The organism is Actinocatenispora rupis (assembly GCF_016861975.1).
In the GTDB taxonomy this organism is placed as follows: Bacteria; Actinomycetota; Actinomycetes; order Mycobacteriales; family Micromonosporaceae; genus Actinocatenispora; species Actinocatenispora rupis.
The window spans coordinates 35,436-49,230 of record NZ_BOMB01000048.1 but is presented as its reverse complement, the minus strand read 5'-3'; the positions used below and the strand labels follow the sequence as shown (position 1 = coordinate 49,230).

Sequence of the window (13,795 nt, the reverse complement as noted above, 5' to 3'; positions counted from 1 at the left end):
CGGGACATGGTGGTACACCGGGGGAATGGACCTGCGGGATGTGGCTCTCGGCGACCTCGACGCGTACGTGCGGATGCGCAGCGACCCGGTGATGATGGCGGAGCTGGGCGGTCCGGTGCCGCCCGACCGGTTGCCGGACAAGGTACGCCGCGACGTCGCGGACAACGCGGCGGACCTGAGCTGGATCCGGATGATCGTGCCCGACCCGGACCGTCCCGACGAGGTCGCCGGTACGGTCGCGCTCTGGGCGCACGAGAGCGACGGCGAGGTCATCTCCGAGATCGGCTGGATGGTGCTGCCGGAGTACCAGGGGCGCGGGATGGGGAAGCGCGCGGTGCGGATGCTGCTGACGCTGGCCGCGGCGGACGGGCGCTGGGGCCTGGTGCACGCCACGCCCGCCGTCACGAACGGGCCGTCCAACGGCATCTGCCGCTCCGTCGGGTTCCGGCTGCTCGGCGAGCGCGACCTCGTGTACGCCGGGGTTCCCATGCGTGTCAACGACTGGGTGATCGACCCGGCCACGGACCTCACGGACCCGGCATGACGTTCCCCGACGCGGTCGCCGACCGGCTCGCCGCCCTGCCCGGCGTACGCGCGGTCGCGCTCGGCGGTTCCCGCGCCGCCGGGACGCACCGGCCGGACAGCGACTGGGACCTCGCCGTGTACTACCGCGACGGCTTCGACCCGGCCGACCTGCGCGCGATCGGCTGGCCCGGCGAGGTGTCCGCGATCGGCGGCTGGGGCGGCGGGGTGTTCAACGGCGGCGCGTGGCTGCGGATCGACGGCCGTCCCGTCGACGTGCACTACCGGGACCTCGCGGTCGTCGAGTACGAGACGGCCGAGGCGCGGGCGGGGCGGTTCCGGATCGAGCCGCTGATGTTCCACCTCGCCGGCATCCCGTCGTACCTGGTGGTCGGGGAGCTGGCGGTCAACCGGGTGCTGCGCGGCACCCTGCCCCGCCCCGGGTACCCGGCGGCGTTGCGGGCCGCGGCGCCCGGCGTGTGGCGGGACAGGGCCGAGGCCACCTTCGCGTACGCGGCGGCCAACCACGCCCCGTACGGGCGGCTCGCCCAGTGCGCGGCGCTCGTCACGCAGGCCACCACGTACGCGGGGCACGCGGTGCTGGCCACCCGCGGCGAGTGGCCGACGAACGAGAAGGCGCTGCTCGCCCGCGCCGGCCTGGCCGAGGTCGACGGCCTGGTCGCGGCTGCGACGCCGGACCCGGACGCCCTGCGCACCCTGGTCGACGCCGCCCGCGACCTGTGCCGATCCACCTGAACGCGCCGCGCCGCTCGGTGGCCGCCGCCACGGAGCCGGCCGCCGTCGCGGCAGGAGGCGGCCGGACCCCGCTGGCCAGGCCCGGACCACCCCGCAGCAGCTGACCGGACCTAGGCGGAGCCGCCGCGGACCCGACCGAACCGGGCGCGGCGGTGGGCCGTCAGCGCCGGGGAAGGCCGAACCGGGCGGGGACACCCGGGGACCACAGCACACTGACGGGCGGCCCGACCGGTACCGGAAGGCCGGTGGCGGGGACGAGGTCGTCGGCGAGGTCGAGGAGGTCGGCGCGGTGCAGCGGCCACGGCGGGTGCTCGTTCGGCAGGTACCGGCCGCGAGCGTACAGGCCCCAGCGGGCGGTGAGGAACCGTTCGAGCGGGGTGGTCCGGGTCACGGGCGCACCGACCCGCACCACGATCCGGCCGTACGCCCCGGCGGCGTCCGGTCCGCGCCGGCGGCAGGAGTACGTGCAACGGTCGCCGTCGCGGGTCAGCCGCATCGCCGACCACTGGTACGGCAGGCCGACGGTGCGGCCGACGAGCGCCGGCAGGGCGCGTTCGGCGTCGAGGGAGAGGAACACCACGCCGCGCCGGCCGTACCGGTCGACGGCGTAGAGCCGGACGTTGGTCTCGCAGAACGTGCCCAGGTACGGAACGGGCAGCCGGGGCGGTCCGGTGCCGACCATCCGGAACGCGACGAGCCCGACGTACGTGTCGCCGTCGACCGCGTCGGGCCGGGTACCGGGTGGGAGGAACGGGGCGGCGGTGTCGGGGTCCAGCGTCCAGTGCACGAAGCAGACGTCCCGCCAGTCCTGGGTGAGGACCGGGTGGCGGACGGGCCGCGGGGTCCGGTCCGTCACGGGTTCGACAGCGCTGCCCATGACCCCATGATCGACCGGTACGTCGCGGCCGGGACGTGCGGGCGGGGCGGCGGGGAATACCTGGGCGGCGGTACCGTTGAGGGAGATAGTTGCGACGTCAACTAATGGCAAACGCGAGCAGGGAACGGTGGGACATGCAGTTCGGGATCTTCACCGTCGGGGACGTCACCACGGACCCGACCAACGGCCGTACGCCGAGCGAGCGCGAGCGCATCAAGGCCATGCTCGCGATCGCCGAGAAGGCCGAGGAGGTCGGGCTGGACGTCGCCGCGTTCGGCGAGCACCACAACCCGCCGTTCGTACCGTCCTCGCCGACGACGATGCTCGCGCACGTGGCCGCGCGTACCGAGAAGCTGGTGCTGTCGACGGCGACCACGCTGATCACCACGAACGACCCGGTGAAGATCGCCGAGGACTTCGCGATGCTGCAACACGTCGCGGACGGCCGCGTCGACCTGATGCTCGGCCGCGGCAACACCGGCCCGGTGTACCCGTGGTTCGGCAAGGACATCCGGGACGGCATCGACCTCGCCATCGAGAACTACCACCTGCTGCACCGGCTGTGGACCGAGGACGTCGTGGACTGGGAGGGCAAGCACCGCACGCCGCTGCGCGGGTTCACCTCGACGCCGCGGCCGCTCGACGGGGTGCCGCCGTTCGTCTGGCACGGCTCGATCCGCAGCCCCGAGATCGCCGAGCAGGCCGCGTACTACGGCGACGGCTTCTTCGCCAACCACATCTTCTGGCCCAAGGAGCACACCGAGAAGATGGTGAACTTCTACCGCCAGCGGTTCGAGCACTACGGGCACGGTTCCGCGGACCAGGCGATCGTCGGGCTCGGCGGCCAGGTGTTCATGCGCAAGAACTCGCAGGACGCGGTCCGCGAGTTCCGGCCGTACTTCGACAACGCGCCGGTGTACGGGCACGGCCCGTCGCTGGAGGAGTTCAGCGCCGAGACGCCGCTGACCGTGGGCAGCCCGCAGCAGGTCATCGACCGTACGCTCGGGTTCCGCGAGTACGTCGGCGACTACCAGCGCCAGCTGTTCCTGATGGACCACGCCGGGCTGCCGCTGAAGACCGTACTGGAGCAGCTGGACCTGCTCGGCGAGGAGGTCGTTCCGGTGCTGCGCAAGGAGTTCGCCGCGGTACGCCCGGCGCACGTGCCGGACGCGCCCACCCACGCCGGCCTGCTCGCCGCCCGGGAGACCACGGAGGTGACCGCGTGAGCACCGACACGCCCCGCGGCGCGGATCTCGGTCCGCGCCGGCGGATCCTCGTCGTCAGCGCCGGCCTGCGCGAACCGTCGTCCACCCGGCTGCTCGCCGACCGGCTCAGCTCCGCCGCGGTCACTTCCCTTTCCGCGCAAGGGATCGCGGCCGACGTCGAGGTCGTCGAGCTGCGGGAGTACGCGCACGACCTGGCCGACCACCTGCTGACCGGGTTCCCCAACGCCCGGCTGCGCCCGGCGCTCGACGCCCTCGGTACCGCGGACGCCGTGATCGCGGTGACGCCGATCTTCAACGCCTCGTACTCCGGGCTGTTCAAGACGTACTTCGACCTGGTGGAGCCGGACACGCTCGCCGACCGGCCCGTCCTGCTCGGCGCCACCGGCGGCACCGGACGCCACTCGCTGGCGCTCGAACACGCGCTGCGGCCGATGTTCAGCTACCTGCACGCCGTCGTCGTCCCCACCGCCGTGTACGCCGCGACCGAGGACTGGGGCGTGTCCGGGAACGGTACCGGCCTGGTGAGCCGGATCGACCGCGCCGCAACGGAACTCGCCGCCCTCGTCGCCACCCGCGAACCGGCCGCGCCGGCCGACCCGTTCGCCGGCACCGCCTCGTTCGAGGACCTGCTCCGCCGCTGACCCCCCGACGCGCGCCCGCTCCGGTCCGTGCCACACCCCCTGGGGACGGACCGAACGGTACCCGGCGCGCGCGGCGGAGCGACGAACCCGCACCGCGCCACCCCAGGCGCGGTGCGGGCCTTCGTGTCAGGCGCGGGTGGCCAGCACCAGCGCGACGACCAGGCAACCGAACGCCGCCGTCGACACCACCGCGCGGGCCACGTTCCACCGCACCCACGCCGCCTCGAACCCGGCGCGTACCACCGCCGGATCGGTCAGCGTCGCCGGATCCCCCGCCGCGGCGAGCCGGTCGTTGAGCGGCACGTTCACCCGCCCGGTGATCAGGAACATCACCACGTACAGCAGCAGGCCGGCGACCGCCCACGGCAGCACCCCACGCCCACCCGCCGGTACGTGCAGGGCCACCGCCGCCCCCGCCGGCAGCAGCGCGCCGACGAACACGGTCAGGAACCAACCGTTCAGGATCGCGGTGTTGATCCGCTGCATCACGTCCACGAACGTCCGGTCGTCCGCGGGCCGCAACGCCGGCATCACCGCCACCGCGAACGCGTAGAACAGCCCCGCCACCAGGCCGAACGCCACCGTCGCGAGCGCCAGCGACACACCCCGGGCCGACATCATCAGCGTCGTGTCCATCCCCGTCACCTCCGCCCACGAGTCAACCGGAGCGCGCCGCGCGCGGCCATGGTCCAGCCGCTCACCCGCATACGCGGGCGTCCACAGCTACCGGCTCAGGTGCGCCCGGCGGCGGCGAGCAGGGTCGGCGAGCCTCGCCGACCGGCTGAGCTGCGGCCAGTGCCCACCCGGCGGGTCCACGTACTCGACGTCGCGGGCCTGGCCGGGCTCGCACCGGCCCCGCACCGGACTCGACCCGGGAAAGCGCTGTCCTACGTACGCGCGGGGTCGGCCGTTCGGGCGGAGCGTGGGCGCCGACCGGGTCCTCGACCGTGCGCGGACGCCGCAGGCGTTACTACACTCGGTGTCGTAGAGCGGAAGGTGGCGACGCATGGGCACGGACGAGCGGCAGCGGCCGGCGGGGCTGACCCGGCGGGTGTGGCAGGTCCTCGCCACCGCCGACACGGCGATGACACCGGCGCAGGTACGGGACGCGCTCGGCGGCGACTGGGCGTACACGACGGTCATGACCGTGCTGTCCCGGCTCGTGGCGCAGGGTCTCGCGACCCGGCAGCGCGCCGGCCGGGCGTACGCGTACACGGCGGTGGCGGACCGGGCGGAGCTGACCGCCCGGCGGATGAACCGGCTGCTCGACGCCGGTGACGACCGCGCCGCGGTGCTCGCGCGCTTCGTCGACGTGCTCAGCGACGAGGACGAGAAGGTACTCCTGGACCTGCTCGGTACGCAGGGCGACGAGCGGCCGTGATCACCGCCGTCGCCGTCTGCCTGGGCGCCTGCCTCGCGTACGCCGCCGCGGCGCCCGCCGCCGGCCGACGGCTCGCGCCCGCCGCCGCCACCCGGCTGCTCGCCGCGGGCGCCGTCGTCGCCGCCGGCTGCGGCGGGTTCGTCCTCGCCGTCCTGGCGGCCGTCTGGATCGGGCAGATCGGCGAGGTCGCCGAGCTCGGTCACTGGTCGCCGGTCGCCCTGCACGCCGACTCTCCCGTACCGGCGGTGGTGGGGGCGGTGGCCGGCGCGCTGCTGCTGCCCCTCGCCGTACTCGGGCTGCGGCTCGCCGCGTCCCGCTGCCGCGCGCTGGTACGGGTGCACCGGGACTGCCGGCGGCTGGCCGGACCCGGGCAGGTGGCCGTCGTCGACTCGGCCGTACCGGACGCGTTCACCACGCCCGGGCTGGTCGGCCGGATCGTCGTCACCACCGGGCTGTTGTCCGCGCTCGACCCGGACCAGCAGCGGGCGCTGATCGCGCACGAGCGGTCCCATGTCGTACACCGGCACACGTGGTGGCGGCTCGCCGCGGACCTCGCCGCCGCCGTCAACCCGCTGCTCCGGCCGACCGCCGCCACCGTCGCCCAGGCCACCGAACGGTGGGCCGACGAGGACGCCGCCGCGACCGTCGGCGACCGCCGTCTCGTCGCGCGCGCGGTGGCCACCGCGGCACTCGCCGGACGCCGGCGCGGTCCCGTACCGGCGGCGACGGGTGGCCTGGTGCCGCAGCGGGTCCGGGCGCTGCTCGCGCCGCCGCCCCGCAGCCGCCCGCTGCTCGCCGTGACGCTCGTCCTGGTACTCCTGGCCGGTGCGGTCGGCGCCGTCGGGGTGGAACGCGCCGGCGACAGCCTCTTCGACCACGCGTCCGTCGCGACCGCCGACCGCTAGCGCCACCTGTCCGCCGGGCCGTCCGACCCTGGCCGTACGGGTGCCGGGACCGCTTACAGTTTCGGGATGGACGAGCGGGAGGTCGTGGTCGTCGGCTACCCGCGGGCCGAGTTGCTCGACATCGCCTGCGTGACGACCACCTTCGACTACGCGAACCGGGGCGGCGCGACGCCGGCGTACCGGACGCGGGTGGTGTCACGCGGCGGGCGGCCGATCGCGTCGCAGTCCGGGCTGACGCTGGCCGCGCAGGACACCCTGGAACGGCTGCGCGGCAGGTACGACACGCTGTTCGTGGTCGGCGGCGACGGGCACACCGAGGCCGCGGCGGACGACGTGCTCGTCGCCCACGTACGGCGGCTGGCGGGGCGGTGCCGGCGCGTCGCGTCGGTCTGCACCGGGGCGACGGTACTGGCCGCGGCGGGGCTGCTGGACCATCGCCGCGCCACGACGCACTGGATGTTCGCCGACGCGCTCGCCGCGCAGTACCCGGCGGTGCACGTCGACCCCGCCCCGCTGTACGTGCGGGACGGTGGCGTCACCACCGGCGGCGGGGTGAGCAGCGCGCTGGACGTGGCGCTCGCGTTCGTCGAGGAGGACCACGGCGCGCGGATGGCCCGGGGCGTCGCCCGCGGCCTCGTCACGTACCTGCAACGGCCGGGGAACCAGGCGCAGATGAGCATGTTCGTCGCCGCGCCGGCGCCGGACGACCGGCTGCTGCGCGACCTGGTGGCCGACATCGGTCGGCGCCTCGACGCGGACCTCGGCGTGGCCGCGCTCGCCGCCCGTACCGGGGTCAGCGAGCGGCAGCTGACCCGGCTGTTCGTCCGGCACCTCGGCCAGACACCCGCCCGGTACGTGCGGACCGCGCGGCTGGAGGCCGCCGCGCACCTGCTCGTCACGACCACGCTGCCGGTGGCGCGGATCGCGGCGCGCTGCGGGTTCCGGTCCGCGGAGGCGCTCCGGCAGGCGTTCGCCGACCGGTACGGGGTCTCGCCGTCGCGCTACCGGGCCACGCAGACCACCACCGGTCAGCCGACCGCGGCGAGCACCAGCACGCCACCGCCCAGCAGTACGTCGAGGGCGACGCAGAACTCGGCGAGCGACCGGGACACGACCGCGTCGCGGACGTAGTGCACGACGTCCCAGAGGCCGTGCGCGACGAGCACCGCCCCGGCGAGTACGAGGCCGATGGTGGGGGCGAGCAGCAGCGCGGTCACCGCGAGCCCGCCGTAGGCGAGAGTGGCGAGGAACTGTGCGGTGAGCGGACGGCGCGGCACCCCGAGCACGAGGCCGAGTACGACGAGCGCGGCGGCCACCACCGCCATCCCCACCCACCACGGCAACCCGGTCAGCGCGGCCGCGACCGGTACCAGGCTGGCGGCGAACACGCCGACCCACGCGATCCACTTCCGGCCCAGCGCCGCGGCGCCCAGGTAGCACAGCACCGCGACGCACACGGTGATCGAGAGGGACGCCCGGCCCACGTTCGCGGCGAGGGCGGCGCCGCCGGCCAGCAGTCCCAGCGCGGTCGGCCAACGGTGCAGCAGCCACCGGCCCGCGTTGCGCCGCGCGACCGGCTCGTACGTCTCGGCAGTCATGCCGTCCACGGTGCGGCAACCGCCGCCGTACGGTCGAGGGCGCGGGCCGGACGTGGCGGGAATCCTGGGGCCCACGTCCGACCAGCGGGCCGCCACGGCGCGGCGGCGCGACACTCCACAGTGGACGGCAGGTACGAGGCCCCGCTCGGAGTCGAACCGATCGTGGTCACCTGTTTTGCGGACAGGCCGCTCCGCCGGGAACGTCCACGGGGCCAGGGAAAGCGTGCGCCCGGCTGGATTCGAACCAGCCACCTCCGGAGTCGGAGTCCGGTGCTCTCTCCGCTGAGCTACGGGCGCGGAACCGCACCGCGGCGTACCGCGGGGCGTGGGGTGCGCGTCCCTGGCCCAGGTCTGCCCGAAGGCGGCAGCGTTACGGGCTGCTGGACGTGCCGCCGTCCACGACGCGCGAGCCGCCACCCGGTGTCGTACCCGGGGGCGGTGGTCGACCACGGTGGCGGTCCGTGGTCGTCGTGCCCGGGGAGGGACTCGAACCCCCGCTCCTCTGCTTGTAGGGCAGCTGCTCTCGCCGCTGAGCTACCCGGGCGTGGCTCTGGAGGCAGGACTCGAACCTGCGGTCTTCCGGTTAACAGCCGGCTGCTCTGCCGATTGAGCTACTCCAGAACGGTCCCCTTGCGGGGAAACGGTGGCGCGGGCCGGATTCGAACCGGCGGTCTCGGGCTCATGAGGCCCGCGGGGACGGCCGAACTCCCCTACCGCGCTGCGCCGGTGCACACCGCACCGGTCGACACCGATGGCCGACGTACCCGTTGTTCCCCAACGGTTTTCGCCGACCGTGGCCTGCGCGCTGACAGTCGGGTTAGCGGGATTCGAACCCGCGATCTCCGCGTCCCGAACGCGGCGCGCTGGCCTGGCTGCGCCACAACCCGATGCGTACCCCCGGCGCGATTCGAACGCGCGACCTTCTGGTTCGTAGCCAGACACTCTGATCCGCTGAGCTACGGGGGCATGGTCCTGCCGGCAGGATTCGAACCTGCGACCGGTGCCGTATCAGGGCACTGCTCGAACCTGGGCGAGCTGCGGCAGGAAGTACCGCCGGACGGCGGCGGTGGTGCGTACCCGGCCAGGGATTCGAACCCCGAACCTCCACGGTCTGAGCGTGGCGCCTCTGCCAGTTGGGCCAGCCGGGCATGTGAGGCGGGCGCGGGGATCCCGCGCCGGGAGCGCCAGCGCCAGGGCCCGACCGCGCACGAGGCGGCCGCACGACCGCCGCGCTGCGCTCGCGTGCCCCCGGCGCGATTCGAACGCGCACTGCGCAGGTTCTTGGCCTGCTGCCTCTACCCGTTGGGCTACGAGGGCGTGGTGTCGCTACGGGAGAGTGGTGTCGCTGCGGGCGGAGGATTCGAACCTCCACGAACTGGGTCAGGGCCAGCCATGCTGCCGGTTACATCAGCCCGCACCGTCGGCCGGCGGGCCCCGTGGTCCCGCCGGCCGTCGTTCAGCGCCACGTGACCTGCGCCCAGACCGGCGGACGCGGTACGACGCGCAGTCGCATGCCGGCCTCCTCCGGGGTGCGGTCGCCCTTGCGCTGGTTGCACGGCCCGCACGCGGCGACGGTGTTGCGCCAGGTGTTCGGGCCGCCGCGGGACCGCGGCAGGATGTGGTCGACGGTGCTCGCCGGCCGGCCGCAGTACCCGCAGGTGTGGTTGTCGCGTCCCATCAGGCCGCGGCGCGACCAGCCGGGGCCGGCGGTGAAACGCCAGCGGGTGACGACGTACCGGACGAGCCGGACGACCGTCGGCAGCGGGTACACGCCGAGCAGCCGGTCGGGCACCGCCTCGTGGACGACGGCGACCCGGCGGCACAGCATCCGGATCGCGTGTTGGACGGGTACCCGGTGCAGTGGCCCCAGGTCCGCGTTGAGTACCAGAACCGCGTCCACCGGGCACCTCCCTTCTCGTACTGTCACTGTGCATGCGAGCGGTAGGCCGGGCTCGAACCGGCGATCTCCTGCGTGGCGAGCAGGTGCGCTACCGACTGCGCCACTACCGCGCAGCGAGTACGGGAGTCGAACCCGTGTCTCCGGACTGAGGATCCGGCGGCCTGACCGCTGGCCGAACTCGCCCTGTGCGTACTTCCCTTGCCGCGCAGAGGAAGTACCACGTGGACCGTCGGGGTGTCGAACCCCGCGTACGCCGCCCGCCAGGCGGCGCCGCGCACCGGCGCGTACGGCCCGTCGGAGGTCGTGGCGACCTCCCCGTCTGGTGCCCGCGAGTCGAACGCGGTGTCTCCTGCTTCCAAGGCAGGCGGGTTCCCGTCTCCCCCGCACCAGATCGGCCGGCCCGACCGGGCCGACCTTCCATGCCATCCACTGTGGAGTTGCCAAGAATCCCGTTCCGCCGGCCGTGGCCGGGGACCTGCCCGTACCTACATCCGTTGCTGCGCAACAAAAACCGCCCTACCCGGGATCGGGTGGGCGGCTCAGGCGCGTGGCTCGCGTCGGTCCTACTCCCACCCACCCGTCTCGACGACGGTGCCGGTCCGCTCGATGCCGCCCAGGTACGGCACGGTCGAACGCCCGCACAGCGCCGGGCGCTGCGGGTGCGTGGGGTTCGACCGGAAGGACATCGGGCTGCTCCGTTTCGTTGCGTCGTGCTCTGTGCAACGTCGAGGTTAGGACGACTGTTCCCGCGGGGCAACGGTTTATCGCGCCGCACTCGTACCAGGTGGGCGGTTTCCCCGTTGCTGCAACGGTTTCCGGGAGTCCGACGGCCGGATCCCCGGTACCGCAAGGCATCGCGGGCGCCCGGCGCCGGGTCGGCGGGCGACCCGGCACCGGGTACCTCAGCCCCAGGCGCCGGCGATCTGCCGGGTGGTGGCGTTGAGCCGGTTGAACAGGTTGGTCATGCCGATCATGAGGATGATCGCGGCGAGCTGCTGCTCGTCGAAGTGCGCGGCGGCCCGGTCCCACACGGCGTCGTCGACGGCGTCCGGCCGGTCCGCCAGCCGGGTCGCCGCCTCGGCCAGCGCCAGCGCGGCGCGCTCCGGGTCGGTGAAGTACGGCGTCTCGCGCCATGCGGCGACCGTGGCCAGCTTGTCCTCCGCGACGCCCGCCTTGCGGGCCGTCTTGACGCCGCCGTCGACGCAGGCGCTGCACCCGTTGATCTGACTGACCCGCAGGTGTACGAGTTCCAGCGTCTCGCCGTCGACGCCGCCCGTCCGCGTGGCCGCGAGTACGGCCTGGATCGGCTGCATGGCGGCCGGCAACACCATCGCCGGGTTACCCATCCTGGGCTGCATGTGATCGTTCCTTCCGGTGCGTGCCCCGGTGGTTCCGGGTGCGGCACGAGCGGAGCACGCGGGCCCGTGCCGGCTCCACGCCGATGGGACGCCCCGGGACACCCGCAACACCCCTGACCTGCGCGTACGCCGGGAAACGGGGTGGCAGGTCAGCGGGACACGCCCAGCTCGCGCAGCAGCCCGCGGTACGCCTCGTCGTGGCCCGCCGCGGCCGCCGGGTCGGTGTCGCGCAGCGCCGCGGCGAGCCCCCGGTGGGCCAGCGCCTCCTCGAACCGGTACCCGAGGCGCGGCGCCAGGTCGAGTGCCCGCCGGTGCCAGCGCACCGCGTCGGCGGGCCGGCCGGCGGCCAGGCACGTGTCGCCGTAGCCGTTGAGGAAGTCGATCGCCCACTGGTCCTCGCCCAGCTCCGCCAGTACGTCGAACGCCTGGCGGTGCGCCGCCAGCGCCTCGTCGTACCGGCCGGTGTGGCGCAGCGCGACGCCCAGGTAGTGCTGGCACCAGGCCAGGTTGTGCCGGTTGCCGTCCTCGCGGGCGAGCCGCAGCGCGTGCCACATGTGCCCGACCGCGGCGTCCGGATCGTCCCCGGCGACCGCCACGCCGAGCGCGACAAGCGCCGTCAGGTTCGGCGGCCACACCGCCGATCCGTGCGGTACGGCCAGCGCCGCGCGCGCCAGCTCCGCCGCCTCCGCGTACCGGCCGAGCTGCGCCAACGCCCACCCCTGGTACGCCAGCGCGTACGCCCGGCCCATCGGGCGGCCGGCCCGCTCGAACTCGTCGGCGGCCCGCCGGTACTCCGCCATCGCCGCGCCGATCTCGCCCCGGTCCTGCCGCAGGTACCCGCGCTGGAGGGTGAGTTCGGCGATGAGGCCCGCGTCGCCGACGTCGGCGGCCAGCCGCGACGCCTCCCGGTACTCGGCGTCCGCCTCCGCGGTGCGGCCGGCCGCGTACCGCGCGAAGCCGACGTCGGTGCGGGCCTCGGCGACGAGCAGCGGGTCGTCCAGCCGGCGCGCGGCGTCCAGCGCGGCCAGTACCATCCGCTCCTGCACGGCCGTCCCCGCCCGGCGGAAGAAGTACGAGCGGAGGAAGCGGGGCAGCTGCCCGACATGCGCGTCGTCGCCCGCCGCCACCGCGGAATCGAAGCACCCCAACAGGTTCGCGTACTCCCGGTCGAACCAGCCGAGCGCCGCGTCCCGCCCGTCGAACACCGGCAGCTCGCGCGGCGCCGGTACGCCGGCCGGGGGCCGGCTGCGGTGCAGGAACGGCAGCGCCCCGTCCGCCGCGGCCGCGGCGTGCAGGTAGTACGCGCGGAGCCGGGCGAGCGCCCGCTGGCGCTCGGGTTCCGGCAGGTCGGTGGCGGCGAGCCGGCGGGCGTGCTCGCGTACCAGGTCGTGCAGGCGGTGCCGGCCGACCGCCGGCTGCTGCACCAGGTGCGCGTCGAGCAGGTCCTCCAGCATCGCGGCGGCACCGGCGAGCGGCAGCCCGCCGAGCGCCGCCGCGGCGTACTCGTCGAAGTCCGGTCCGGGCAGCAGGCCGAGCAGCCCGAACAGCCGGCGCTGCGGCCGGTCGAGCTGGCGTACCGACATGGCGAACGCGGTGTCGAAGTGGTCGCTGCCGGCCCGCAACCGGTCGGCGAGTACGGCGACGGTCCAGCCGGGGCGGTGCCGCAGCCGGGCGCCGGCCAGCCGGATCGCCAGCGGAAGCCGACCGCAGAGTCGGAGTACCTCGGCGACGGCCTCGGGTTCGCGGGCCTCCCGGTCCGCGTCGCCGGCGCGGGCGAACAGTTCGGTGGCGTCGCGCTCGGGCAGTACGTCGAGGGAGACGGGTGGCACGCCCGCCAGGCCGACCAGGCGGTTCCGGCTGGTCAGCAGGACCGCGCTGGCCCCGCCGCCGGGCAGCAGCAGCCGCGCCTGGTCGACGCCGGCCACGTTGTCCAGCAGGACGAGCACCCGGCGTTCGGCCAGCTCGGCACGCCAGCGGGCGGCCCGGCCCTCGACGTCGTCCGGGATCCGACCCGGCGGTACGTCCAGCGCCGTCAGCAACGTACGCAGGGCCGTGGCGGTGGCGAGCGGCTCGCGGCCCGGCGTGAACCCGTGCAGGTCGAGGTGCAGCCGGCCGTCCGGGTACCGGTCGGCGAGCAGGTGCGCGGCGTGGACGGCGAGGCACGTCTTGCCGACGCCGGCCATCCCGTCGACGATCACCGCGCGGGCCGTACCGGCCAGGTGCAGCACCTCGGCGAGTTCGCGCTCCCGGCCGGTGAAGTCGGCGACGTCGAACGGCAGCTGGTTCGGCGCGGCGGCCCGTACGGGTGTCCCGGTGGGGCGGGTCGGCGCGGGCGGGGCCGGCGGGCGCTGCGACGCCGCCGTCCACGTTCGGCGCAGCGGGCGCGGGTCGCGCCCCACCACCCGGCACAACGCCACGACCGCCGACCACGGCGGTACGGTCCGGCCCGACAGGTACCGGGACAGCGAGGACGAACTGATCCCGGCGTCCCGGGCCAGGGTGCGCAGGCTGCGGCCGCTCAGCTCGTGCACGGCGCGCAGCCGGCCGGCCAGTTCCTCGCCCGGATCCATGCGTACCTTCCGTCCCGGCCCGCCCCACGTCGCCGGCTGGGACATTACCGCAGGTCAATGC

14 protein-coding genes and 14 tRNA genes are annotated in these 13,795 nt (G+C 74.7%); 7 read left to right on the top strand and 21 right to left on the bottom strand.

Annotation, left to right across the window (positions count from 1 at the left end; translation table 11 throughout):
- The first annotated feature begins 25 nt into the window (after positions 1–25).
- Both Aru02nite_RS33375 and Aru02nite_RS33370 read left to right on the top strand, forming a co-directional pair.
- Positions 26–544: a GNAT family N-acetyltransferase gene (locus tag Aru02nite_RS33375; RefSeq protein ID WP_203664294.1), complete on the top strand. Its 519-nt coding sequence runs from the start codon at positions 26–28 to the stop codon at positions 542–544.
- Positions 541–1,278 (top strand): nucleotidyltransferase domain-containing protein, encoded by a 738-nt coding sequence (locus tag Aru02nite_RS33370; RefSeq protein WP_203664293.1) that lies wholly within the window; start codon positions 541–543, stop codon positions 1,276–1,278. The genes Aru02nite_RS33375 and Aru02nite_RS33370 overlap by 4 nt, the downstream gene beginning before the upstream one ends.
- Before the next feature lie 160 nt (positions 1,279–1,438).
- Here Aru02nite_RS33370 and Aru02nite_RS33365 read toward each other — a convergent pair whose 3' ends face one another.
- A complete protein-coding gene (locus Aru02nite_RS33365; RefSeq protein ID WP_203664292.1) occupies positions 1,439–2,155 on the bottom strand; it encodes a YqjF family protein in 717 nt (238 codons plus the stop codon).
- Positions 2,156–2,289: 134 nt separating this feature from the next.
- On the opposite strand from Aru02nite_RS33365, the gene Aru02nite_RS33360 reads away from it, so the two are divergent.
- Complete coding sequence (locus tag Aru02nite_RS33360) at positions 2,290–3,381, top strand: LLM class flavin-dependent oxidoreductase (RefSeq protein WP_203664290.1); 1,092 nt, start codon at positions 2,290–2,292, stop codon at positions 3,379–3,381.
- The gene (locus Aru02nite_RS33355; protein ID WP_203664289.1) at positions 3,378–4,022 is read left to right on the top strand and encodes an FMN reductase; all 645 of its coding nucleotides are present in this window, start codon (positions 3,378–3,380) and stop codon (positions 4,020–4,022) included. The genes Aru02nite_RS33360 and Aru02nite_RS33355 overlap by 4 nt, the downstream gene beginning before the upstream one ends.
- A 126-nt stretch (positions 4,023–4,148) precedes the next feature.
- On the opposite strand, the gene Aru02nite_RS33350 is transcribed toward Aru02nite_RS33355, so the two are convergent.
- Positions 4,149–4,658 (bottom strand): anthrone oxygenase family protein, encoded by a 510-nt coding sequence (locus tag Aru02nite_RS33350; protein ID WP_239077109.1) that lies wholly within the window; start codon positions 4,656–4,658, stop codon positions 4,149–4,151.
- Between the two features lie 370 nt (positions 4,659–5,028).
- Here Aru02nite_RS33350 and Aru02nite_RS33345 point away from each other — a divergent pair, with 370 nt between their 5' ends.
- The 3 genes from Aru02nite_RS33345 (at position 5,029) to Aru02nite_RS33335 (ending at position 7,439) form a co-directional block, all read left to right on the top strand.
- Complete coding sequence (locus Aru02nite_RS33345; RefSeq protein WP_203664288.1) at positions 5,029–5,403, top strand: BlaI/MecI/CopY family transcriptional regulator; 375 nt, start codon at positions 5,029–5,031, stop codon at positions 5,401–5,403.
- Positions 5,400–6,308, top strand: a complete 909-nt coding sequence (locus Aru02nite_RS33340; protein ID WP_203664287.1) for a M56 family metallopeptidase — start codon at positions 5,400–5,402, stop codon at positions 6,306–6,308. The genes Aru02nite_RS33345 and Aru02nite_RS33340 overlap by 4 nt, the downstream gene beginning before the upstream one ends.
- Positions 6,309–6,374: 66 nt before the next feature.
- Entirely contained in the window at positions 6,375–7,439 is a 1,065-nt protein-coding gene (locus tag Aru02nite_RS33335) for a GlxA family transcriptional regulator (RefSeq protein ID WP_203664286.1), read from the top strand.
- Here the strand turns inward: Aru02nite_RS33335 and Aru02nite_RS33330 are convergent.
- The 19 genes from Aru02nite_RS33330 to Aru02nite_RS33245 form a co-directional block, all read right to left on the bottom strand.
- Positions 7,337–7,906 (bottom strand): hypothetical protein, encoded by a 570-nt coding sequence (locus Aru02nite_RS33330; protein ID WP_203664285.1) that lies wholly within the window; start codon positions 7,904–7,906, stop codon positions 7,337–7,339. The genes Aru02nite_RS33335 and Aru02nite_RS33330 overlap by 103 nt on opposite strands.
- A gap of 136 nt (positions 7,907–8,042) precedes the next feature.
- A tRNA-Cys gene (locus Aru02nite_RS33325) sits at positions 8,043–8,120 on the bottom strand.
- 10 nt (positions 8,121–8,130) lie between these two features.
- Positions 8,131–8,203, bottom strand: a tRNA-Arg gene (locus Aru02nite_RS33320).
- Between the two features lie 174 nt (positions 8,204–8,377).
- Positions 8,378–8,450 (bottom strand) — tRNA-Val (locus Aru02nite_RS33315).
- A 1-nt stretch (position 8,451) separates the two neighbouring features.
- A tRNA-Asn gene (locus Aru02nite_RS33310) sits at positions 8,452–8,527 on the bottom strand.
- Between the two features lie 23 nt (positions 8,528–8,550).
- Positions 8,551–8,626, bottom strand: a tRNA-Met gene (locus Aru02nite_RS33305).
- Positions 8,627–8,718: 92 nt separating this feature from the next.
- Positions 8,719–8,793 (bottom strand) — tRNA-Pro (locus Aru02nite_RS33300).
- A gap of 5 nt (positions 8,794–8,798) precedes the next feature.
- Positions 8,799–8,872: transfer RNA gene (locus tag Aru02nite_RS33295), tRNA-Arg, on the bottom strand.
- Position 8,873: 1 nt separating this feature from the next.
- Positions 8,874–8,951 (bottom strand) — tRNA-Ile (locus Aru02nite_RS33290).
- Positions 8,952–8,980: 29 nt separating this feature from the next.
- Positions 8,981–9,054 (bottom strand) — tRNA-Leu (locus tag Aru02nite_RS33285).
- 95 nt (positions 9,055–9,149) lie between these two features.
- Positions 9,150–9,223, bottom strand: a tRNA-Leu gene (locus Aru02nite_RS33280).
- Positions 9,224–9,251: 28 nt separating this feature from the next.
- Positions 9,252–9,323 (bottom strand) — tRNA-Gln (locus Aru02nite_RS33275).
- Between the two features lie 39 nt (positions 9,324–9,362).
- Complete coding sequence (locus Aru02nite_RS33270; protein ID WP_203664283.1) at positions 9,363–9,806, bottom strand: HNH endonuclease; 444 nt, start codon at positions 9,804–9,806, stop codon at positions 9,363–9,365.
- A gap of 37 nt (positions 9,807–9,843) precedes the next feature.
- Positions 9,844–9,916, bottom strand: a tRNA-Gly gene (locus tag Aru02nite_RS33265).
- A gap of 1 nt (position 9,917) precedes the next feature.
- Positions 9,918–9,989, bottom strand: a tRNA-Glu gene (locus Aru02nite_RS33260).
- Positions 9,990–10,126: 137 nt separating this feature from the next.
- Positions 10,127–10,194 (bottom strand) — tRNA-Pro (locus tag Aru02nite_RS33255).
- Positions 10,195–10,369: 175 nt separating this feature from the next.
- On the bottom strand, positions 10,370–10,492 hold the full coding sequence (locus Aru02nite_RS37380) for a hypothetical protein (RefSeq protein WP_275408778.1): 123 nt from the start codon (positions 10,490–10,492) through the stop codon (positions 10,370–10,372).
- 216 nt (positions 10,493–10,708) lie between these two features.
- Complete coding sequence (locus Aru02nite_RS33250; RefSeq protein WP_203664281.1) at positions 10,709–11,164, bottom strand: carboxymuconolactone decarboxylase family protein; 456 nt, start codon at positions 11,162–11,164, stop codon at positions 10,709–10,711.
- 149 nt (positions 11,165–11,313) lie between these two features.
- The gene (locus Aru02nite_RS33245) at positions 11,314–13,734 is read right to left on the bottom strand and encodes an ATP-binding protein (RefSeq protein ID WP_203664280.1); all 2,421 of its coding nucleotides are present in this window, start codon (positions 13,732–13,734) and stop codon (positions 11,314–11,316) included.
- Positions 13,735–13,795: the final 61 nt, after the last annotated feature.